Annotated in this window: 15 protein-coding genes; 5 read left to right on the forward strand and 10 right to left on the reverse strand. The window is 48.0% G+C overall.

The window, feature by feature from the left end; translation table 11 throughout:
• Positions 1-20: 20 nt before the first annotated feature.
• Entirely contained in the window at positions 21-2,492 is a 2,472-nt protein-coding gene (locus MJO46_RS02575; RefSeq protein ID WP_253988035.1) for a glycoside hydrolase family 15 protein, read from the forward strand.
• 121 nt (positions 2,493-2,613) lie between these two features.
• Here MJO46_RS02575 and MJO46_RS02580 read toward each other — a convergent pair whose 3' ends face one another.
• On the reverse strand, positions 2,614-3,432 hold the full coding sequence (locus MJO46_RS02580) for a helix-turn-helix transcriptional regulator (RefSeq protein WP_253987988.1): 819 nt from the start codon (positions 3,430-3,432) through the stop codon (positions 2,614-2,616).
• Between the two features lie 80 nt (positions 3,433-3,512).
• Here MJO46_RS02580 and MJO46_RS02585 point away from each other — a divergent pair, with 80 nt between their 5' ends.
• Positions 3,513-4,904, forward strand: a complete 1,392-nt coding sequence (locus MJO46_RS02585) for an SLC13 family permease (protein ID WP_253987989.1) — start codon at positions 3,513-3,515, stop codon at positions 4,902-4,904.
• A gap of 122 nt (positions 4,905-5,026) precedes the next feature.
• On the opposite strand, the gene MJO46_RS02590 is transcribed toward MJO46_RS02585, so the two are convergent.
• Positions 5,027-6,058, reverse strand: coding sequence for an isoaspartyl peptidase/L-asparaginase family protein (locus MJO46_RS02590; protein ID WP_253987990.1), 1,032 nt, complete (start codon positions 6,056-6,058; stop codon positions 5,027-5,029).
• 120 nt (positions 6,059-6,178) lie between these two features.
• Here MJO46_RS02590 and MJO46_RS02595 point away from each other — a divergent pair, with 120 nt between their 5' ends.
• Both MJO46_RS02595 and MJO46_RS02600 read left to right on the forward strand, forming a co-directional pair.
• Complete coding sequence (locus MJO46_RS02595; RefSeq protein ID WP_253987991.1) at positions 6,179-8,035, forward strand: autotransporter assembly complex family protein; 1,857 nt, start codon at positions 6,179-6,181, stop codon at positions 8,033-8,035.
• Positions 8,032-12,006 (forward strand): translocation/assembly module TamB domain-containing protein, encoded by a 3,975-nt coding sequence (locus MJO46_RS02600; protein WP_253987992.1) that lies wholly within the window; start codon positions 8,032-8,034, stop codon positions 12,004-12,006. Before MJO46_RS02595 ends, MJO46_RS02600 begins: the two co-directional genes overlap by 4 nt.
• 105 nt (positions 12,007-12,111) lie before the next feature.
• Here MJO46_RS02600 and rplY read toward each other — a convergent pair whose 3' ends face one another.
• On the reverse strand, positions 12,112-12,399 hold the full coding sequence (rplY, locus tag MJO46_RS02605) for a 50S ribosomal protein L25 (RefSeq protein WP_198780098.1): 288 nt from the start codon (positions 12,397-12,399) through the stop codon (positions 12,112-12,114).
• A gap of 310 nt (positions 12,400-12,709) precedes the next feature.
• On the opposite strand from rplY, the gene MJO46_RS02610 reads away from it, so the two are divergent.
• Positions 12,710-13,144 carry a hypothetical protein gene (locus MJO46_RS02610; RefSeq protein WP_253987993.1) on the forward strand — a complete coding sequence of 145 codons (435 nt, stop codon included), beginning with the start codon at positions 12,710-12,712 and terminating at the stop codon, positions 13,142-13,144.
• On the opposite strand, the gene MJO46_RS02615 is transcribed toward MJO46_RS02610, so the two are convergent.
• The 7 genes from MJO46_RS02615 to MJO46_RS02645 all read right to left on the reverse strand — a co-directional run bounded on the left by MJO46_RS02615 (position 13,095) and on the right by MJO46_RS02645 (position 22,963).
• Entirely contained in the window at positions 13,095-13,643 is a 549-nt protein-coding gene (locus MJO46_RS02615) for a DUF882 domain-containing protein (protein ID WP_253987994.1), read from the reverse strand. The two genes, MJO46_RS02610 and MJO46_RS02615, sit on opposite strands and share 50 nt — an antisense overlap.
• Positions 13,644-13,772: 129 nt before the next feature.
• Positions 13,773-15,326, reverse strand: coding sequence for a murein L,D-transpeptidase (locus tag MJO46_RS02620; RefSeq protein ID WP_253987995.1), 1,554 nt, complete (start codon positions 15,324-15,326; stop codon positions 13,773-13,775).
• 202 nt (positions 15,327-15,528) lie between these two features.
• Positions 15,529-17,712, reverse strand: a complete 2,184-nt coding sequence (gene mdoH, locus MJO46_RS02625; protein WP_253987996.1) for a glucans biosynthesis glucosyltransferase MdoH — start codon at positions 17,710-17,712, stop codon at positions 15,529-15,531.
• A gap of 23 nt (positions 17,713-17,735) precedes the next feature.
• Complete coding sequence (locus MJO46_RS02630) at positions 17,736-19,367, reverse strand: glucan biosynthesis protein G (protein ID WP_253987997.1); 1,632 nt, start codon at positions 19,365-19,367, stop codon at positions 17,736-17,738.
• 529 nt (positions 19,368-19,896) lie between these two features.
• Positions 19,897-21,291, reverse strand: coding sequence for a cell wall metabolism sensor histidine kinase WalK (locus MJO46_RS02635; protein WP_253987998.1), 1,395 nt, complete (start codon positions 21,289-21,291; stop codon positions 19,897-19,899).
• A gap of 93 nt (positions 21,292-21,384) precedes the next feature.
• Positions 21,385-22,044 carry a response regulator transcription factor gene (locus tag MJO46_RS02640; RefSeq protein WP_253987999.1) on the reverse strand — a complete coding sequence of 220 codons (660 nt, stop codon included), beginning with the start codon at positions 22,042-22,044 and terminating at the stop codon, positions 21,385-21,387.
• Between the two features lie 10 nt (positions 22,045-22,054).
• On the reverse strand, positions 22,055-22,963 hold the full coding sequence (locus MJO46_RS02645; protein ID WP_253988000.1) for an FAD:protein FMN transferase: 909 nt from the start codon (positions 22,961-22,963) through the stop codon (positions 22,055-22,057).
• Positions 22,964-23,004: the final 41 nt, after the last annotated feature.

Consider the following 23,004-nt stretch of genomic DNA (forward strand, 5'->3'; position numbering starts at 1 on the left):
TCAAACCCTTAGTGTTAGCGATGGCAACCAGTATTATTTGCAGCCTTGGATTAACAGCTTGTTCCCCCGCACCATCCACATCATCAACGGTTTCAACGCCGAGTGAAATAGACTCTCAGCCCCAAGCTCAGGACCAGTCGATAGCCCCCGGCGCACCGGGTAAAGCACCGACTTGGGCATTTTCGGGTAAAACCGGTATTGGGACCTCTTACGAGCCTTACACCCAAGGCCAATATCAAGATGCCAAGCAAAATCCCATTAGCCGTGTTTGGTTCTCCCTCGCCCAAGGTATTTTGACCGAAACCATGTATGGCCTTATTCACAATGCCCAGCTCAAAGAACTGCAATTTGTGATCACGGGCAATGACTTTATCGATACCGAAAAAGATAACACCATCAGCAGCATAGAATATTTAGATACAGATACTAATGGTCGCCCCCAATCCCTTGCCTATAAAATTATCAATAAAGATATTGAAGGTAAGTATCAGATTGAAAAACACATCTTTACCGACCCCGACCGTGACACCCTAATGATGCGCGTGACCTTTACCGCCTTTGAAGATGGCATTACGCCGCACTTGTATGTCAATCCGCATATCGACAACGCGGGCGCCAATGATATCGGCCGCATCGACACTAACACAGACAATCATACTGGCAATCAGGCGCTGGTGGCCTATACCGCCGCCAAAGACAGCAGTGTGATGACGGTAAAATCGGATCTGAATTTTGTGCAGGCAACGACTGGCTTTGTCGGCGTCTCCGATGGCCTAGCCGATTTGGCCGATAACGGCACACTCGATACGCCCTATCAAACGACCAGTGCGCAGGATAAATCGACCGTCGGCAATATCGCCTTTACCGCTAGCTACCCTACGCTCATCAAAGCCAAACCCGTCACTGTTAATCTCGCCATCGGTTTTGGTAAAGATGAAGCCCAGAGTTTAGCCAATGCCGATGCCACTTTGGCCGCAGGTTATGATGCTGTGCTCAGCAATTACAACATGGGCTGGCATGATTACTTAAGCTCACTGCCCGCCATCGCTAACATGGCCAACAGCACCACAGATAGCGGCAAGCTGCTGTATACCAGTGCAATGGTCTTGAAAGCGCAGGAAGATAAAACCTATGCGGGTGCACTTATCGCTTCGCTTTCTAATCCTTGGGGCGATACGGTTTCGGCAGCCGTGCCGAGCACTGGCTATAAAGCGGTATGGCCGCGCGACTTTTACCAATGCGCCATGGCATTCCTCGCCATGGGTGATACGCAAACGCCCAAGGTGGCCTTCGAATATCTGAAAAAAGTGCAAGTGACCGAAAAGACGCCCGGCTTTACGGGTACGCCGGGTTGGTTCCTACAAAAGACCCATGTGGATGGCCAAATTGAATGGGTTGGCGTGCAGCTCGATCAAACTGCGATGCCGATTATGCTCGGCTGGAAACTCTGGCAAGCGGGCGTGCTCACCCATGATGAGATCAGTCACTGGTATCAAGAGATGCTCAAAGGTGCAGCGGACTTTTTGATCAGCGGCGGTGAGGTCAATCTGGATTGGAATCACACTCAAATTACCCCGCCTAAAACCCAGCAAGAACGTTGGGAAGAACAGGCGGGTTACTCACCCTCAACAACGGCTGCCGTGATTGCCGGCCTTGTTGCCGCGAGTGAAATTGCTAAAGAAGCCAAGGATATCGACTCCAGCAGCCGTTATCTTGTCGCCGCCAAAAGCTTAAGTGACAGTTTAGAAAAACACTTAGTCACCACCCAAGGGCTATTGAAGAACAGCACCGGAGTCAGCGCGCCCTACTATTTACGTTTAAGCCCGAATGGCGAGCCAAATACTAGCGATACACTGGCGGCGAATAACGGAAAACAAGGTTTAGATCAGCGTCAGATCCTCGATGGCGGATTTTTAGAACTAGTGCGTTATGGCGTGCGCGGTGCAACCGATAAGCTGATTAATCAAAGCCTTCAATTAATTGATAATACAGAGCTTGAGCACAACCTACGCATAAAATACGAGTTCTCCGCCAAAGATGGCAGCACTATCCCCGGCTTTAGACGTTATGGTAACGACGGTTACGGCGAGGATACGGTTTCTGGCCATAACTATGCGGAATCGGGCAGCAACAGCGCCGATCAACGCGGCCGAGTCTGGCCCTTCTTCACCGGCGAGCGTGGTCATTTTGAATTAGCACTCGCCCAAGCGAAAGGTGAGCTAACAGGCAATAACGCCCAGCAAACCAAGCAGCAGTTGATCAACACCTATGTGCAGGGCATGGAAACCTTTGCGAATGCGGGCATGATGTTACCCGAGCAAGCGTGGGACGGTGTCGGCGATGCTACCCGCTACCATTATCAACTCGGACAAGGCACCAACTCGGCCACGCCGCTCGCTTGGACCCATGCCGAATACATCAAACTGGTGCGATCTATGACCGATGGCCAAGTCTGGGATCACTACCCTATCGTCCCAGCGGCATTGAAATAATGAGTTGAAATAGCCAATTAAAATTGCGCATTAGCTTAGCGATACTTTGATAAATTACAGGCTAGAACAACATCCTAGATATTGTTCTAGCTTTTTTATAGACGGTATTATGATGCCTGATTTAGCGCCCGCTTTTCATAGGCTTATGCTGCGGGTAATCTTGCGGCGTGCAACCAAATTGCATTTTAAAGGCGGCACTGAAACTGCTGACACTCAGATAACCTAGACTATGGGCCACCCTAGTCGTGCTCTCACCTTGGCTTAAGCTCTCAAGCGAATTTAACAAACGAAATCTTTGTCGCCATTGTCGATACGTGAGCCCGGTTTCAGCTTTGAATAGCCGCTCAATCGTTCTCACACTCGCGCCGCCCATTTCGGCTAGCTCGGTCAGTGAGTAATTCACTTTCGGCTGCCGAACTAGCATTTGGATTAAGCGACTGAGTCTTGGATCTGAACCCGCGGGTAAATGGGCATCCACACTGTCCAACGTTTGGAGTTCATCAATGGCAACCAAACCCAGCCGATGCAGTTGTCCACTGTCTAAGAGGTGTGAACTTTCACAAAGTTTAAGCACTAATTCGCGCATCAGCGCTGTCATAGTCACCATCACCACTTGCGTATCCTGTGGCCTAACGCCATAGCTAGGGTCAATATAAATATTGCGAGTATGGGCGTGGGTTTCGCTGTTCACTTGATGGGGCAAATTGCAGGGGATCCACACCGCATGGGTTGAAGGTACCACCCAGACGGCATTTTCACTGCGAACACGTAACAAGCCTTTGGCGGCCCAAAGTAACTGACCCCGCGGGTGCGAGTGGGGCTCGATACCCGCTTCCGCCGCCATATTGCGAGTATGGGTCAGCACGGGCCGATTGGCATCTATGATAAACGCCACATCACTGGGGGTTAACAATGTCGCTTTAAGAACATGTTTTGACATATTACCCTCTTAAAACGTCAAACTAAGTCAGCTATCTTAGTAGGCATCTTTTACGTATTCAACCCAATAGGTCGGTAAGCATGAAACGTTTTATTGGCGTTAAGCAGCTAGCGTTTTTCAGTGCACTGTTGATCGCTACTTTACTTGCGCTGTTTCCGCTGAGTCAGCATCCCGCGGTGTTTTCCTACAGCGCTGGCGTAGTATTAGTGACCTTGATGTTTTGGAGCACAGGTTTCTTCCCGCCCTTTATGGCGGGATTAATCTTTTTTGCCCTTGCCACCATTTTTAAACTCATTGAGCCGAGTGTGCTTTTTTCAGGATTCGGCTCGACTGCGGTGTGGTTAATCATTTCGGGGTTTGTGATCGGCAGTGCCATCACTCAGTCTGGCTTAAGTCGCAGAATGGCCAGTTTGATTGCCCCCATACTGACCACAAGTTATCCACGCTTAATTGCGGGTTTGGTCTTTAGTGCTGTGCTGCTTGGCTTTGTGATGCCCTCATCCGTTGGCCGTGCTGTGGTCATGGTACCAATTGGTATGGCGTTAGCTGAGCAAGTCGGCTTTGCTCGTGGTAGTCATGGGCGGATAGGCATTGCGACCGCCTTGGCACTGGCGTGTAACATGCCCAGTTTTGCCGTGTTGCCCGCGAATATTCCCAATATGATATTGGCGGGTTCCAGTGAGAATCTATTCAATATCCATTTTGGTTATACCGAGTATCTCTTATTGCATTTTCCAATCCTTGGTTTACTCAAATCGATATTGATTGTGGCGCTAGTTATCTTTCTATTTCCTGCCCATATTGATAAAAGCCAGCCTAAACAAGTTATTGAAAAAGAAACCTATCATCTTGGTATGCAAAAGAAAGTTGCACTGTTACTGGCGATTACTTTGCTCTTTTGGGTGACTGACTCGCTGCACGGCATCAATCCCGCTTGGGTAGGATTAACAACGGCTATCTTGTTATTGCTCCCCAAATGGGGAGTGCTTGAGCCTAAGAGTTTTAATAGTTCAGTGGATTTGTCGACCGTCATTTTTGTCGCGGCGGCCTTAGGTCTGGGGGCATTGGTCAATCATTCCGGGCTCGGCACTGCGCTAGGTCAACTGTTCAGTGAATGGTTACCCTTGCAGCAAGGGGCATCGTTCCTGAATTTTATGTCGTTATCGTTAATCGCGACGCTAACGGGATTAGTGGCAACGGTTCCAGGTGTGCCGACTGTGTTATCGCCCATGGCGGCAGACTTTGCCAATGCAACCGGCTTCTCTACTCCAGCGGTATTAATGACGCAGGTGATCGGTTTCTCAACCGTGATTTTTCCTTATCAGGTGGCTCCTTTGATTTTGGCGATGCAATTATCCCAAGAGCCCTTAACTAAACTACTTCGCCTCACCTTACCGCTGGCAGCAATAACCATAGTTGCACTCATGCCGCTGGATTATCTTTGGTGGCTATGGCTCGGTTGGATTAACTAAAGCGGATTAACTAAAGCGGATCGGAGAAGAGTATTCCACCCTAAGGATAAAAAGCGAGCAGGATTAACATAGTGCTCGCTTTTTAGCTTTGGGGTATGCGCAATAAGCGCGATATTTTTCCGTTATTGATCTTGCCAGATCAGCACTTGAGCCGGTTCGCCATTACTGCGAGTCGCGCGGTACATACCTTCGGTATTAAAGGGCGTGGCAATGTTGCCTCTATGATCCACCGCAATCACGCCACCCGAGCCGCCCGCAGTGATCAAACGTTGATTAATGACTTCATCCGCCGCCTGAATAATCGATTTTTGCTGGTACTTCACCTTGGCACAGATATCCCCTGCCACTTGGTAGCGAATAAAAAACTCGCCATGCCCGGTTGCGGACACCGCACACACGCCATTTTCGGCGTAGGTGCCCGCGCCGATCACAGGCGAGTCACCGATACGGCCAAAGCGTTTTGCCGTCATACCGCCGGTCGAGGTTCCCGCGGCTAAATTACCGTTTTTATCTAAGGCGACTGCGCCAACAGTGCCGAATTTATAATCGAGGTCTTTCATCTCAATGCCGGCAATTTGGGCTGATTTTTCAGCCGCCTGCAGTTTCTGCCTGGCATCGAGCAATTGCTGGTAGCGGGCATCGCTATCGAAATGGCTGTTAGGGACTAAGGTAAAGCCTTGGGTTAAGGCAAACTCCTCCGCCCCCACGCCCGACAACATCACATGTTCAGACTTATTCATCACAGCTAAGGCTAAATCGATAGGGTTAGCGATATGACGAACCCCGGCGACGGCGCCGGCATTCATGGTTTTACCGTCCATAATCGATGCATCTAACTCGTGACCACCATCATAGGTATACACAGCGCCCACACCTGCATTAAATAATGGGCTGTTTTCTAAGACATTGATTGCCGTTTGTACCGCCACTAGGCTATCCCCACCCTGTTCTAATACCTTAGAGCCTTTGTCGACGGCTTCCTTGAGTTTGTCTTTATAGGCTTGGCGCAGCTCGGGGGTAAGGTTGGCTTTAGAAATCGTGCCAGCACCGCCGTGGATAGCAATGGCGAAAGGTTTTTCATTGGCGTAGGTGGGCTGCGACATACAAAGTGCACTCGAGATTATTAAACTAAAGGTGGCTAATTTTATTTTCATTATTTACATCCCCTTAAACAGTAGCGTCCTTTGTAACCATTTCAATGACTAATTTCAATCATCTCCTTGCCTGTTGCTTTTATTCTGGCGACAATGATGCCACATCACAGGGATCATAAAGTGCAGCTATTCTTGCAAATCACGTCATTCTCTTTTCGTTTCAATTTGCTTGTTGGCCTGAGTTTAGTCACATCAGTGGCTGTGGCCGCCGACAATTTTTTAACGCTTTCGGTCACAGGCGTCGATGAGTCTTTAAAGCGCAATATTCTCGCCCATTTAGGTAATTTGCCCGATTCAGAGGTGCAACGCCGCGCCTTTTTGTTCAACGTTGAAGACAATGTCAGTACCGCTTTAGAGTCTATGGGTTATTACCACGGCGAAGTCGAAGAAAAATTGATTGAACACGATAAGGGGCCATGGGAACTCAAGCTCATAGTCACTGCGGGTGAGCCTATTAAAATTCAATGGGTTGATATTAACTTCTCCGGGGACATGCTCACAGATAACGCCTTCGATACCTGGTTATCCCAAGTCAATATAAAGCCCGGGGATACCCTAAACCACGGGACTTATTCGGAGTTAAAATCCCAACTGGTCACTCTCGCCCTAGCCCGTGGTTATTTTGATGGGGAGTTCACCCAGTCGCAAATTAAGGTTAACCGTGATTTAAATACTGCCCAAATTAGTCTGCATTTCGATTCGGGCGAACGTTATCACTTTGGTCAAGTCAGTTTTGATGGCCACACCTTAGAGGAAGATATTTTAGCTAAACTGGTGCCGTTTAAGGAAAATGCCGCCTATTCGACCCGCCGAGTCAGTGCCCTTAATCGGCAGCTATTAGATACTGGCTATTTCTCCAATATCAAAGTACTGCCGCAGATAGATCAGGCTAAGGATAACCAGTTACCCGTAAAAGTGGAGCTAACGCCAAAAGCCAGCCATTCCATTGAACTGGGTCTGGGGGCGGACATAGGACAAACCACAGATAAAGCCTTCGATCCCCGAGTCCGGGTGACTTGGCGTACACCTCAGGTCAACAAATACGGTCACTCCCAGGAAACCAGTCTAGAGTGGTCACCTGAAAGGCCAAAGTTTTTAACGACGTATACGATTCCGCTCACCCATCCACTGGACGATCAACTGAAAATCCGGATGGGATTACTGCGGGATAAATACGGGGTTACCCAAGTTTATGAGCCAGAGAATAGGGATTTTCGCAATACAGGCCAACTCGAATCCACTAAATATCAACTCGGGTTACTTCGCCAACAAAGATTGGATAATCAATGGTTAATGAGCTACTCACTCGATGCCATTCGAGAGGAATATACCCAGTCAGACGTCGATTACACCCCCAGTTTATATTTAACTGGTATTAACTTTTCTAAAACCACACGGAACGATAATTCCCTCGATCCTAAGTCGGGTTTTAGGCAAATATACAGTGTAGATTATGCCGATCCCTATTTAGGTTCGGACATACGTTTAGCCAGACTACAGGCAAAGTTTAAATGGATTGATACCTTCTTCGAGAATCACAGATTAGTCGCCCGTATCGATTTAGGCGCTAACTTAGTCGATGAAAACGAACTGGCCTATGTTCCCCCCTCTTTGCGTTATTTTACCGGCGGCGACCAAACTATTCGGGGTTATGGCTACCAAGAGCTCGGGCCCTATTTGGACTATGTCGACGCCGATGGCAACATCAATCGTGAAGTGATAGGTGGTCGCTATTTGATGGTCGGAAGTTTGGAATATCAATACTATGTCACCCCAACCTGGCGGGTCGCGACCTTTGTCGATGCGGGTAATGCCTTCGATAATGATCAATTTGAGCCCGTTGTATCCGTCGGGGGCGGTATTCATTGGATCTCCCCCATTGGCCCAATTAAGTTAGATTTAGGGGTAGGATTGAAAGAGACAGACACCATAGACCGCTCTTGGCGTATTCACTTAACCATGGGAACTGAACTATGAGCCAGCCCCAAGATCCCCATGGCTCTGCCAATGTTCCACCGGATAGCACGCCCCAAGACACGCCTGTTACTGCGGCTGTGGCAAAAGTATTATCCCTTCCACAGCGCCTCTGGCGTGCATTTAAGCTCTTTACTCGTATTCTGATTTATGTGCCATTAACCCTGTTAGTGCTTATGGCACTCTTACTAGGCACTGAAATTGGATCGCGTATTAGTGTCGGCTTAGCCAGCCAATTTGTACCGGATCTCGACCTCCGCTACACATCGGGCTCACTCAATAAAGAACTGACCTTATCCCATGCGGCTTGGTCTATGGATGGCATTAAAGTTGAACTTAAAGATCTGCACCTCGCTTGGCAGCCCACCTGTTTACTGCAAAAACAGCTGTGTGTTAACGCCCTCACTGCCAATAAAGTTGAGGTAAAAATTCATACCGAGCAACTCTCTACGGACGCTACACCTGAGACAGTCGTAGAAGCCTCGCCCGAAGTGAATACCGAACTCGTATTACCCTTTGGCATCAGCCTCGATATGGCGCAGCTCAATGCCGTCAATGTTGAAGTCAATGACATGCGTTATAGCGCCAACCAGATTGAGGCCGCTGCCACTTGGTTTGCACAAGGGCTTATCGTCAAACAACTGCAGAGCGAGGGACTCTTCGTTTTTATTCCCCTTAACGAAGAAGCGACGGCAACCGCTAATGCACCCGCGCCAACGGACAATAGCCAATCCCCACAGGGAACTTCTCCTGCAATGCCGGCAGAAGAATGGGTAATGGCACACCTACCCCAAGTGTTTATGCCATTTCCGGTGACGGTTAATAGCCTGATTTTAGACAATACCTTGCTGCAGATTGGTGAGCGTAGGGACCATTTTAGCCATGCCAAATTACAGGGAAGCTTCCGTCAATATCAACTGACCTTAGATCATTTAGTGCTCGAACATACGAGTGGTAAGGTCGATATCCTCGGCACACTCGCACTCGAGAAAGATTACCCCCTGTCACTCAATGTGGACCTAACCCTCAATCAACTTGCAGAATTACCCGAACTCACCCAGCAGCAGTTAAGCCTGACCTTAAGCGATAGCCTAGGGCAACTGCGGGTAAATGCCTTGGCCAAGGGCGATGCCGATTTTACCTTAGAAGGTCAAATCACCCTAAAAGATCCCCAGCTCCCGTATCAGGCAAAACTGCAGCAAGCAAGGTTGCAATGGCCGCTTCAACAGGCGGAATATTCAGTGACCGACCTTAACATCGACACCCAAGGCAACCTTGACACCCAGGGGGCGAAAGTCAGTGGCAATGTACTCACGCCCTTCCATAACGTATTGGCAATAGAAACTGAACTGGAGCATAGGGATACCACACTCTTAGTCAAACAGTTGAAGGCCAATGGCGATATTGGCACCCTAGATCTCGAAGGAGAACTCAATTACGCCGACGCGCTCGCATGGAAAGCCAAGGTGGTGCTCGATAGCATCAAACTGCAAGCGTTAACTTTGCCATCCACGCAGAGCGCAGATAAACCAAGTGAAACCGATACCTCGCCCCCTGCGACTAGCCCGTTACTCAAAAGCTTGATTTCCGGGAAATTACAGACCACGGGTAAACTCGATAATTCCCATTGGCAAGTTGCGCTAACCGATACCGAGTTAACTGGCACTATGCAGGGCTATCCATTTGATATTTCTGGTGATGTGAGTATCAATGATGCTCTGCATGTCAGTGCTAATGGGCTTAATGCACAAGTGCTCAGCTCGACCCTTAGCCTTAAAGGACAAGCCAACACCCAATGGAACCTCGAAGGTGAGTTACAGGTTCCCGATTTTAGCCTCTGGCTACCCCATGCCACTGGCCAGCTGCAGGCGAATATCAATGTCACGGGTGATGCGAAACACCCACAGGTTGAGTTAAGTGCGCAGCTAGTGGATCTGATCTATCGAAATATTAAACTACGGGAATCCACCCTTAAAGCCTATTACAAACCCTTAGATGAGCATGAGTTTGCCCTATCCCTCAAGTCAAAGGCACTTAATCTTGGCTCACAGGCCTTAGATACTGTCACCCTTGGCAGTAAGGGAAACATTCAGGATCAAAAACTCACCCTCAATGCCAGTGGCGATCTCGGCCTCGATCTCAGTATCGCCAACCACTACGATCAGAAAAAAAACCAGTTGCAAGCGGAAATCCATCGACTCAATCTTGCAACCCCACTTGGTCTTTGGCAGTTAGACAAAGACATCAATCTGAGTTGGGATCAAAACAAACTTAGGGGCAGCCTCACGCCCTTCTGTCTCGTCAACCCCAATAGTCGGTTCTGCTTAAACAATCAAACCGTGCTCGGCAACAAGGGGGATGTACAGCTGAGTTATTCCGGCAATCCAGGAAAACTGCTCGTCCCTGTTTTACCAAGCAATATGAACTGGGATGGTAATGCGAATCTACTCGCTAACCTCGCCTGGGCCGCTGGCCGTAAACCCACAGCTGATCTTAGCTTGGATTTCAGCCCCGGCAGTATCACGCTTAAACGAGCCAAAAACCGTGAAGTCACCGTTAATTATCAGACACTTTCTCTACGCTCAACCTTAGATGCTAAACGGCTCGTTTCTGCAATCAATTTTGAATCTGAAGGGGTTGCAAGCTGGCAGAGTGAAATCACAGTAAATGTGACACCGGATCGTGCTCTTTCGGGTTATACCAATATTAAACAAATTAATTTACAACCACTGGGTGAGTTTTTCCCACAGTTAAATACTGTCGAAGGCTTATTTACCAGTAAGTTAAACTTTGCAGGCACACTTAATGATCCCGCAGTTTCAGGGAATATCGCCCTGACACAGGGTGCATTTGCCCTTACCGCTAACCCGACCTTAATCAACAAAATCGATATGTCTATGGCCCTAGGAGGACAACAAGCCGAACTTAAGGGTCGCTGGATGATGGGGAATGGTCTAGGGCGAGTGACGGGGAATTTACGTTGGCCCCAAGGACAGTTTAGCGGTGAACTGGCGATCAAAGGTGACAAACTCGCGGTGATCCAACCGCCATTGGCGCTGCTCGATGTGTCCCCCGATGTCACTCTCGCCTTTAGTAGTCAACAACTTGAGCTCAAAGGCGTGGTCGATATTCCATCGGGTAATATTAAGATCGTACAACTTGCCGAAGGCGGTGTGGCCCTATCCGATGATGTGATATTCGATGACTCTATCGCCGCAACGGAGCCGAAGGCCAGCCCCTATGCGATAGTGGCCGAACTGAATATCAACGTCGGTAACAATCTTAACGTCGATGGTATGGGGCTTAAAGGTAAGCTGCAGGGCACCCTTAAGTTGCAACAACAAGCGTTTAGGCCGCCATTGCTATTTGGTGATATCAAAGTCAAAGAAGGTAGCTATAAATTTATGGGGCAAACCCTCAAAATTCGGACCGGGGAAGTCCAATTTGTCGGCCCAACCTCAGTGCCTAACCTGAACATTGAAGCGATTCGAGAAATTAAGAGTGAAGATCTGGTCGCGGGTGTGCGAGTCACTGGCACACCGGCACGCCCTGTCGTGACACTTTTCTCCAATCCCGCTAAAGAGCAAGCCGAGATCTTGTCTTACATTATTAAAGGCAGCGGATTTAATAATACCAATAACGAGCAAAACAACTCCCTCATGATGGGCGCGGCCTTAGGGCTAGGTTCACAGGTTGGCGGCGGTGGTGCCATCAATAATATCGGCAGTACTGCCACCGGCATTATCGAAGAATTTGGCTTCTCTAACGTCCAGCTAGATACAAACGATGAGGGACGCGTCGCAATTAGTGGGTTTATTGGTGAGAAACTTATGGTTAAGTACGGGGTGGGCGTCTTTAACCCTGGCTATGAGATGACAGTAAGATATTACCTGTTATCCCAGCTTTACCTTGAAACAGTGTCAGGGACCTTAGGTCAATCCCTCGATATTTATTACAACTTTAATATCAATTAGTTCTGGCCGGCGATATTGCGTCGGCCAAGTTTGTGGGCGGCCAAGGGTAAACAATAAGTACAAAAAAAGCGCCCTATAGGCGCTTTTTTGCTTCAATTACGACAATTAAGCGTAAACGAAGTCAACGTGTTCGATGATTGGCTTGAACACGTGGCGTTGCATAGCTTGTGCACGAACACCTACTTCTTTACCGTCTAAAACGATAGTTACTACAGAAGTGTAGAAGTCTTCGTTAGCTTGGATGTTAATGATGTCTTTGTGATCAAAAACAATAGAAACTGGCTCTTTGCCTTGGCCATAAATAACAGCAGGAACTTTACCAGCATGGCGTAGGCGGCGGCTCGAACCTTTCCCTATTTCAGTGCGGGTTTGTGCTTGAATAGTGTAAGACATGTGTTTCTCACTTAAATTTAGAGTAAAAAGTTGTCATCATTTTCGACCAATGATGACTCATATAAAGCGCGCGCATACTAACACAGTTGCACAGCACACACAAGAATAGTGCCAAGAGAACGCCATTGAGGTACGCCCTGCACAGTTATGAGTCCAAAAGAAAATTGACAGAATTAGGAGACTTGTATCTTGGCTGTTACATGGGCGAAACGGCTTTGATCGCAAACAAAAAACACGAGACATTGATCACATTTGCACTAAAAGAAGCCTGCTAAGCTCGGGCAAATTTCGTTAACCAATGCCCTTCAACATGCGTCACGCGCTGTATTTATTGCAACTGGAAAATCAACTTTCATGTCAATTAGCCCGTGAACTCGTGTCCCTTATCGAAACGGTTCCCTACCAGCAAACGACCATTGAATTGAAGTTATTGGAGTTGTTGGCTTGTACTCAACAGAAAAATCATGGCTTGATCCAACTGATGCAAACAACAGAGTCAACTGACGTGGAAGGCCAAAGACAACGACAATTTCAATTTTCACAGTGTTTAAATCAATTGATCTGTGATTGGCAACAGCACAGGGAAATGAATAAGCTCGGTCAGCAATTTTTGCCCCTCCTTAGGCATTATTTAGTTGAAGTGCAGGCGTTAGAACAGGCTTTTTATCAACACATCCTACGGCAAATAAGCTCGGCTACCAGTGCCTCACTGGACCACAGTCAACATGCACAAACCCCGACTTAGGATAGTACCCCACGCCACCTAATTTGAGTGATAACGCTGCATCCCTAAGGGTTTTCAAATTCACACTCGGAATCGCAATATCCATGGCCATACCGCGCATATGGTAACTCTTCTTCGCGACACCACCGCTCTTATTTGCCAACATTTGATTCGTTTTAGGTGAACGGTAACCGGAAATCACATGGATTTCATCATCCACATTCAGCGTACTGCGCAGGGTATAGAGTAAGTCGAATAAGCGTTTATCCATGGGCGCCGCAACATTTTGCCTATGGTCCCGGAGTAAATGGCTAAAATCTGCGAGCACTTCACTTTGGTACTGACCATCGACCCAATAACTGCCGTCGTTACGTTCGCCAGTATGGCGATTATAGAGGCTTAACTCGCGGATCCCCTTTGTGGATCGGCTCGCCATGGCCTGTGAAGGGATTAAGGAACACAATGCCACACCACCAAGGCCTAACAACAACTGCCTACGGGCAGGACATATTAAAGTCACATCATCACCATTTGTTCGATTTTTGGACACTGAAAAGGCAAATTATACTGAATCATCGCTCAGATCAAGTCTTGAACGGCCATCTAAAATCCCGATAGGTAAATGGTCAAAAAGTTCAAGCGCTTAAGGCTAATAAAAAATTGCCGCTGGCACTGCATTGGTTAATTCAGCCTCCAGATGATAAATATCGTTCCGGTATTGCGCTAGCCCTTGATCGTCAAGCCATGCAGACCAGTAAACCAAGTGCACTGGCAATGTGCTGGATAAGGCAAACCACTGCGACTGAGTCACATCTGGCGCTAATTTGTCCCATAAAGCGGTATCTTTAATTAGATGAGCCTTAAACCACGACGCCAATTCATCAACCCTTTCAACGCGAATACAGCCAGATGATAATGCTCTATTGGCCTTTTTAAAGAGACTTGGCTCAGAAGTACCATGCAAGTACACACTGAAATCATTTTCAAAATGGAATTTGTACTTACCTAACGCATTCTTAGGGCCTGGACGCTGTACTAACTTAAACGGAAAACGGGAAGATGCCAGCGCTTGCCACTCCTCGGGGGAATGGTGCGCTAATTGCCCCGAGGCATCGTAAACATCAAATCCACGCTCCATAAGATAATGCCCGTCTTTACGGATGTGCGGCAATATATCCCGCCGTAAGATACTGCGCGGCACGCGCCAATGGGGATTGAGTACGACATTGGATATTTGACTGTCTAAGATAGGCGTTTGCCGGGAAGGCTTACCAACAATCACCTTAGAGCGTAAAGCGATTTCCCCCTGCACGACTAATGTCATCTCAAATGCGGGCACATTGATAAGTAAGTAATTTGGCGTGAGCGTTTGGCTAAAGACTCTCTGCCGCACTTCATTTTTTGCCAGTAACTGCGCCCGTTTATAGGGGGATTGATTAAGCCAGAACAAGGTCTGGTTACCAACGACACCATCAGCCTCTAAACCATGGCGCCGCTGAAACCCCTGAATGCTCTGCATGAGCTCCTCGGTATAAATTTGCCCTTCATTCGATTCAGTTGAAGCACTTGGCGCAAAGGATGAGTCCCCCAATAGCCAAAGGCGTTGAGCTAAGGTATTCACTATTGGGCTGGCTTGGCCTAAGGTCAGTTTCTCCTCCAGCACTAAGGGTTCCCAAGCGCCCTTATCCTCAAGCCGTACCAATTGGCTAATTTTGTTTAACACTGCAGAATAACGCCCGTCATTCATAGGGAATTCTACCATCGGAACTTCTACAATAGAGGCTTCTTCGGCCGATGGCGTTTTATTGGCTGTCGTCGCAATAAAACGCCAGTAGGCAAAGACTTGCCCTTGCATCCGCTGCAGCTCTGTATCTTGCTGTGCTTGGGATATGCCCACTTGAGCGGGATCGAATAAAACCGTCTGCCACTCGGAGAGCGTACGATAATTAGCACTAAATACTGGGCTAACCCCCGCCAAATCCAACAATAATGTCTGCTCGACTAATAGTGGGTATTGCTGCAACGGATTAACCACTAAGCGTCTTTCCTGGGAAGTCGGCTCGACCATCACTTCGGTAGCGATATGGCTGTAAACTGACGGATGAATGAAGAACAAAAATAAACACACTATATGCGGCACTATATCTCTAAACTGCAAAGATGGCGCGAGTTTACACGACGTTAATCCATTCACAGGCATCATATACATCTCCCTGTTGATACATGACATTAATGCCACTCACCCTATCACTATAGTCAAACTATTCGCCAGAATCGGGATTTTAGCAGATCAATTGAATAGATAAAAAAATGCCACCCTATCGGTGGCATTTAGTCTGGATTAAACACAAGCTTGATCAAATCTAGGCTTGCCGCACGACATCAACTCAATGCTAACCTCAGCGTTAGCAGAAAGACACTAAATCTTCTGCCACAAACTGCTCCGGCAATTTCTGCAAACTGCGTAGCATGAGTGGATTGGCCAATATCAACGCCATTTCTTGGCGATTGAATAGGGCCAATGCACTTTGCTGACATTGAGCCTCATGCACTTTCACATGCACAATGGCCTCAACGGGCTCAATCGGCGTCCCCGCAGCACGTAGAGGCTGTTTGTCCACCATGGCTAAGTGCAATTCCATCAAAGCAGGATCTTTTAACAGCTGCGCTAATGTCCAAGGCTGTGAAATATGTTCCTGATAAGCCGCTCTGGCGTCTTGTGCCTGTAAACAAATCGCCGCAGGACTGCGTTCCTCTGGCGTCGCGAGGATCCCCGCACGCTTAAAGACTTCACCAATCTTTATCGAGCCTGTCCACGCCGAAATCGGCACCGCAAACCATAAACCAATCAGTGCAGGGCTCATCCAAGCTAATAAGGTTAACGAGTCCAAAATGGCCGCATAACCTAACATCACCCCGGCCAGCATATGCCAACGATGGCGATAAATCAGCGTAAGCCAAGGCATACTGCCATCATCACGGCGCTGTGGCGACCAACCGCTATCCCGCCCCATCAGAATCGACATCACGGCACCACAATGGATAAACATCATGATAGGTGCGATTAACGCCGAGAGTATGACCTCAAAAATCACACTTAAGATGGCTTTAATGCGACCACCCACACTACGGGCAAATGCGCCATCCTTCAGTAATAGCAGAACGCCAAAAATCTTCGGCCCAAACAATACCCCCATAGTAATGTAGAACAATCTCAATGCCCTATCCGAGTCCATGATAGGCCATGTAGGGAACAACGAGAATTGATCGGTAAAATACTCAGGCCGGATAAAATGCGCCTGCAGGGCGAGCATTAAGCCCGTTAAAATCAATAGCAACCAGAAGGGTGAAGATAAATACGCCATAATGCCCGTCATTAAATGAAGACGGCTCACCCAGTGTAATCCCTTAGTCGGTAAGATACGCGAATGCTGTAAATTGCCTTGGCACCAACGGCGATCACGTACCGCTAGATCGATAATCGATGGTGGACATTCTTCGTATGACCCTGGTAAATCATAGGCAATCACCACACTCCATCCCGCGCGGCGTATCAATGCCGCCTCGACGAAGTCATGGCTCATAATATGTCCCCCAAAAGGCGGTTTACCCTTCAGGTTAGGTAATCCGGCCGCGCTCATAAACGCCTCGGTACGGATAATGGCATTATGTCCCCAGAAGTTACCCTCTTTTTGCACCCACCAACCTAATCCAGTGCCAATGACAGGGCCATAAATACGCGCCGCAAACTGCTGCAGACGCGCCATTAAGGTCGTGCCATTAATCAATGAAGGAATGGTTTGGATAAGCCCTGCATCGGGATCGGCCTGCATACGCTGGGCCAGCCCAGTAATGGTTGAGGACTCCATTAGGCTGTCCGCATCGAGCACTAATAAGTGATCGTAACGCGACCCCCAACGACGGCAGAAATCCGCCACGTTACCCGCTTTACGTGCCACGTTCTTACGGCGACGGCGATAATACACACGGGAATGCTTATGGGTTTCCTGGCGCAGCACCAAAAATGCCTGTTCTTCTAACAGGGCAATTTCGGGATCGGTAGTATCACTTAAGATAAACCAATCGAAGGCATGGCCATGACCCGTTTGGGACAACGCCTCAGCCATCACTGACACCGCAGAGAATACCCGATCGGGAGACTCGTTATAGGTCGGCATTAAAATCGCAGTACGAGTATGTAACTCAGTGACCTCAAGCTGTTTAGCCTTAGGTTTTCGCATTAGGATTAAAAAACCTGCAATACCGCTACAGAAGGCTAATGCGATCCAGCAGAAGTTGATTGCAAATAACACCAACATTAAGTATTCCAGCGGGGTGATCCCCCCAATACTGAATACTGCGCCCATTTCATAGATAGCAAAGGCAGAAAGCAGTAACGCACCGCCCACGACAAAAAAGCGCCTAGAGGACTTTGAACGCACACCGTTAGCCACAGTACTTCGACGCGGGAAACCCTCTGGCATTTGGCTTAAACTTTGGGGCTCCATAGCGCCAGGCCTTTCATTTGGCATGGCGCTGCCCCCCACGAGTACTTCAGCCTCGAGCAGCGAATTCTCGGAAACAGTCATATTTTATTGCTCCGTCATGGACCTTAAAGCGTCCAGCGATAGAGCCAGGTTTCAACCTGACGCGGTGTTGGGAACTTGAGTTCAGCACGTAATTCGATAAGGTCTTTATCTTCAGGCTCTAACTCAAACGCGAGGCGATAGCCGTTATTAGCAGCATTGCGAGCGATAACTACGTTAGAGATCACGCCGCCAGAGGCTTCCACCTTCGCAAGAGGTAACTCATCTGGCATAGCACCGTTGACATGATAATCCACAACAAATAATCGTCTTGGGGTCGCTTTAGCGATGTCGGCACGACCACTCGCAGTACGGCTCACCACAACAGCATGGGGTTTGCCAACGGGCTCTTCGCCCCAGCTCATGCGGTAAGCAAAGTGATATTCGCTTCCGGCAGGAATAGGCTGACGCGGTTTCCAGAAGCTGACGATATTATCATGAATTTCTGATTCTGTTGGAATTTCAGTGAGTACTACCGCACCTTGCCCCCAATTCCCCAAAGGTTCGATCCACAAACTTGGACGACGCTCATAGTGGGCTTCTAAGTCCTGATAAGAGGAATAGCTACGCTCACGTTGGATCAAACCAAAGCCTTGGGGCGAGTTGTCGGCAAAGGCACTCACCTGTAATTGGCGAGGATTTGCCAGTGGGCGCCACAGATGTTCACCGCGGCCATTAAACATCAACAAACCGTCCGAGTCATGCACCTCTGGTCTAAAATCATCGGTATCGTGACGACCATTCAATGAATGTAAGAACATGCTAGTACTAGGCGCTAGACCGACTTTGCTTAACTCAACCCGCGGGAACAGCGTTGCTTCGACGTCGATTTGCGTATTATCGCCAGGACGCACGGAGAAACGGTAAGCCCCAGCCACACTTGGACTATCTAAAAGCGCATGGACAACAACCAAGTTGCTATCGTAATGGGGACGTTCTACCCAGAATGCACGGAAAATTGGAAATTCTTCCCCTTCTGGATCGGCCGTTTTCAATGCCAAACCCCGGGCCGAAAGACCATAGGCATTTCCTTTACCCAAAGCGCGGAAATAACTCGCCCCTTGGAACACCATCAACTCATCAAAAACACCATTAGTATTTAATTGGTTATGGATACGAAAACCAGAATAGCCAATGTCGTCATTTGGTAAGGCTTGGGTAATTACTTCACCGGCAGTGAAATACTTAGGCTCATAGGCTAAGTGAGTCGCTTGATTGCCTTCAACAATGGCAATTTCAATCAAATCTTGAAAATAAAATCCACGGTGAAACATCTGCATTTGAAACGGCAAACCTTGATCACGCCAAATAGACGCAATCGGGTTGAATCGAATGTCTCGATACTCATCGTAGGTCAGCTTAGCAAGGCCTGCCGGTAAGGGATCTTTCAGGGTCGAATAGGGCTTCGCCGCTAATTTTCGAGCAAGTTTCACCACGTAATCACCGTCGAAAGTGCCCGTTTTAGTGAATCTCACTTGATTTTTAGTCGCAGGCTGAGTCGCCACTTTGGGTGGCGGTGTCGTGACAGGTTTGTTCTCAGCAGGTTTTGTCTCTTCAGCAACCACAGTGCCAGACAGAGCAAAAGCTACGCCTAGCGCCAGTGAGCACAGAAGTGACGAATAAGGTTTGGACGATTGGCAACGCAACAAGCTAACCATAGGATAGGTAACCTAAAAATAAACTAAGAAATCAATGTTTTTTTTGTATACAGTGAAATTTTTTCACCTCTGTTTTTGGGCGAAAAAAAACATGCTGTTACATCTCGCGAAAGATATCAGAAGGAGAAAAAAACTCATAAATAAAGATGCAGTTAACTCCTTTTGAACAATACTATTTAGTAATATAGTTATAGTAATAAAGAATAACAAGTGAGTTTTAACATACCAGTTGGATCTTTAACAGCTACAACCGCGGCTAATATGCAGCCAAGATCTCAATATAGGCATAAAATCAATCCCTTTAGCAAATGGATTGCTGCCAATAATCTTAGGTGATGAACACAAAATCGCGAGGGAATTTAGCGGATAAATTGAGTTTTTTTGGTGAGATCAACTGCACCGACTCCGACTGCCAAAGGAGGAAGTCAAATACCGCTTGATCCCGTCCTTATCAAACCGCTGCAACAGTGCTCACAAATACCTAAATACGCGGAATAAGAGTAAGTACGGGAAATACTGTGAACCATGATTACTGCGGCAGAAAAATAGAGACAGTTAATCCCCCTTGCTGGCGAGGCTGAAGCTGTAAGCGCCCTTGATGTAACTCAATAATGTGGTGGCAGATGGAAAGCCCAAGTCCTGCACCGACGCCTTCATTTTCATTCACACGATAAAAACGCTCGGTAGCACTGGCAATCTGTTCAGGTGTCATCCCCTGCCCTCGATCGCTAATACAAATCTCCACGCCCGCGGCAACTGAGTGGGCCGACAGTTGAATTTCAGATTCTATTGGACTGTATTTACAGGCATTTTCGATAATATTTTTCAGCACTAGCAGCAAATAAAATCGATCACACTTTACATGAAAATCGGAATCTATATTGATATCCCATTGATAATCGGTGATTTGAGGCATTAACTGATTCAGTGCATCTTCCACCATAGGTAAGAGTGCATGGGATTGCACATTCAGTTCAGCGATAGAATCTACCCGCGCCAAAACCAATAGCTGTTCAACGGTATGGCTCATATGCACTACGCCCGCATCAATCGCAGCCAAGTGAATACTCAGCTGCGGATCGTCTCCCACTAATGTCTCTAAACCATGTTGATGTAACTTAATCACCGACAGTGGGGTTTTCAGTTCATGGGCCGCATCGGCGCTAAAACGTCGCTCCCGGGCAATAAAGCGCGCAATACTGGTGATATATTGGTTAAGTGCCCGGCGCACAGGCACTAATTCCTTTGGGAGTGGCATAGTTAACGGCGTCAGATCGTTTGGCGTTCTCTGGATCAATTCCCGCTCAAACACTTTCAGTGGTCGAAAGAGGATATAAAACAACAGGCTCACTATGATGAGGGTCAGTGGTACCACAATTAATGGCACGACGACGGCATTATGCATTATCTGTGACACTAATTCTTGGCGCACGTCATCCTGCTGGGCGGTAACAATCCACACCCGATTTTTAGTCGAAAAAAAGCTAAAGACATGCCAAAGCTCCCCTTCAAACACTTTTTTATAGTAGCCCTGCACCAGCTCAGTGATCGGCTGGCGGCCAATATTATCGGATAAGACTATGGCTTGCCCCGCCTCACTCCAGATCTGAAAAGCGAGTTTATGCTCATAGGCGAGTTTCAATGCATCGGCTTTCTCGGCGAAGGTGCTCACTTGGCTATCGGGCACATGCAGAATTTGCGGCCCAAGGTTCGGTTTCGAACGGTCGGCCTCATTCTGATAAAAAAGTTCAAGTATTTTAGCCGTTTGTAACATCTGCGCATCGAATAGCTCTTCAACTTGATGCCTAGAGTCCCGGGTACTGAGCCAGCTAGAAATGCCGACCGACACAGAGATCCCCGAGAGCATCAGCAAAGTGAGCAATAAACGTAATGAGTACAAGTCCAGACCCTTTAATCGATTCAATCAAATATCCCCGTCGTTTCGGTATGTTACTGAATACCGAGAAACGCAGAGTTTGTCACTCAAATCCTTGGGTTAATTTAGTCGAGCATAAGACTAATTCAACTCAATCAAGGTATAACCTATACCGCGCACTGTCTTAATCAAATCGTTTGCGAGCTTTTTACGCAGGTGATGGATATGGACTTCTATCGAATTACTGCCCACTTCGTCCCAACCGTAGGTCAGTTGCTCCAACTGGCTGCGGGTCAATACGCGCCCAGCTGACTGGGCAAGCTCAAGCAACAACTGGAATTCACGCCTTGACAGCAGGACACACTGATCGCGAAAGGTGACTTCACGGGTGGATAAATCGATGCAAAGTGCGCCAATAATCAAGCTATTATGATCCAAACCATGCTGGCGCCTAACGATGGCGCGAATGCGCGCGGCCAACTCGCGCACATCGAAGGGTTTGCCAAGGTAATCATCGGCACCTATGTCTAAACACTCGAGCTTAGTATCAAAATCGGTATTGGCGGTCAGCACTATGGTCGGAATTGAGATCCCCTGTTGGCGCCAGATCTTGAGTAGCTCTTTACCATTACCATCGGGCAGGCCTAGATCTAGCACTATGGCACTAAAGCTTTCATTTTTGATGCCCACTAATGCCTGTTGATAGCTGCTTAAGTGATCCACCTGCATGTCAAGCTTAGCGAGGCTCAAACAAATGCCCTGGGCCAGCAACTCATTGTCTTCCACTAACATAATACGCATTAATGATGCCTTATCGAAAAATACTATATTGAACAGACTGTTGCTCTAAAAATATCTCGGCATTTATCCCCTGCAACATGGCCATAGTGGCGAGCATACCCGCAGTGACACAATTGGGCCCAAGCACAGTCACCGAGCGCGGTGCACCGACCACAGGATAACCAGTACGTGGATCGACAATATGGCCATAACGCTGGCCATCGACCTCAATAAAACGCCGAGTGTCGCCGCTCGTCGCTAACGCGCCCTGACTAATGGCAAGCACCTTAGCCGCATGGTCAAGGTGCTGTGGATCTTCTATTCCCACCTGCCACGGCGTTGACTTGGCGATGGGACAAGCAATATCGCCCCCAAAATTCACTAATACCGAGAGCCCTGGATAACGATCCGCTAGATGATAGGCAACACTATCGACAGCATATTCCTTTGCAATGCCACCAAAATCGAGCTGCATTCCGGCGGGCATAGTTAACCCATGGGAATTAAATCCGATACGTTCAAACCCCACTAGATCTTTAGCGCGGATAATATCTTGATGTGCGGGGAGTGTGGCATTGGGATCAAAACGCCAAAGCTGCATCAAAGGGCCTGCCGAAATATCAAACAGCCCTTCACTCAACTCAAAGCATTGTTTTGCAAAGGATAGCAGCTGCCAAGTTTCTTCATCTATCGCTTGCCTCAGGCCTTGAGCCTGGTTCAATTGCCATAGATAATTGTTGGTGATGAAACGGCTGTATTTTTGTTCTATTCGCCGTACCTCAGTGACCGCCATCTCGAGCATTTTATCGGCAATGTGTGGCTCATCGGTGGCGATAAGGAGCTCGCAGGGACTCGCCATAGCACGAAACTCACCGACATAACCCCATTCGCGGTGTGACAAAGTATAAGGCACAGCCACAGGGGACGATGTCATTAACATGTAATCACCTCTTCAGATTGACCACTCTATCTTTCACTCTG

The sequence above is a fragment of the Shewanella sp. KJ2020 genome, assembly GCF_024197625.1.
Taxonomy (GTDB): Bacteria; Pseudomonadota; Gammaproteobacteria; order Enterobacterales; family Shewanellaceae; genus Shewanella.

Excerpts from the sequence above, each read along its gene's own strand:
- MJO46_RS02575 (WP_253988035.1), top strand. The coding sequence starts at position 21 with ATGGCAACCAGTATTATTTGCAGCCTTGGATTAACAGCTTGTTCCCCC.
- MJO46_RS02580 (WP_253987988.1), bottom strand. The coding sequence starts at position 3,432 with ATGTCAAAACATGTTCTTAAAGCGACATTGTTAACCCCCAGTGATGTG.
- MJO46_RS02585 (WP_253987989.1), top strand. The coding sequence starts at position 3,513 with ATGAAACGTTTTATTGGCGTTAAGCAGCTAGCGTTTTTCAGTGCACTG.
- MJO46_RS02590 (WP_253987990.1), bottom strand. The coding sequence starts at position 6,058 with ATGAAAATAAAATTAGCCACCTTTAGTTTAATAATCTCGAGTGCACTT.
- MJO46_RS02600 (WP_253987992.1), top strand. The coding sequence starts at position 8,032 with ATGAGCCAGCCCCAAGATCCCCATGGCTCTGCCAATGTTCCACCGGAT.
- rplY (WP_198780098.1), bottom strand. The coding sequence starts at position 12,399 with ATGTCTTACACTATTCAAGCACAAACCCGCACTGAAATAGGGAAAGGT.
- MJO46_RS02610 (WP_253987993.1), top strand. The coding sequence starts at position 12,710 with ATGCGTCACGCGCTGTATTTATTGCAACTGGAAAATCAACTTTCATGT.
- MJO46_RS02620 (WP_253987995.1), bottom strand. The coding sequence starts at position 15,326 with ATGATGCCTGTGAATGGATTAACGTCGTGTAAACTCGCGCCATCTTTG.
- mdoH (WP_253987996.1), bottom strand. The coding sequence starts at position 17,712 with ATGACTGTTTCCGAGAATTCGCTGCTCGAGGCTGAAGTACTCGTGGGG.
- MJO46_RS02630 (WP_253987997.1), bottom strand. The coding sequence starts at position 19,367 with ATGGTTAGCTTGTTGCGTTGCCAATCGTCCAAACCTTATTCGTCACTT.
- MJO46_RS02640 (WP_253987999.1), bottom strand. The coding sequence starts at position 22,044 with ATGCGTATTATGTTAGTGGAAGACAATGAGTTGCTGGCCCAGGGCATT.
- MJO46_RS02645 (WP_253988000.1), bottom strand. The coding sequence starts at position 22,963 with ATGTTAATGACATCGTCCCCTGTGGCTGTGCCTTATACTTTGTCACAC.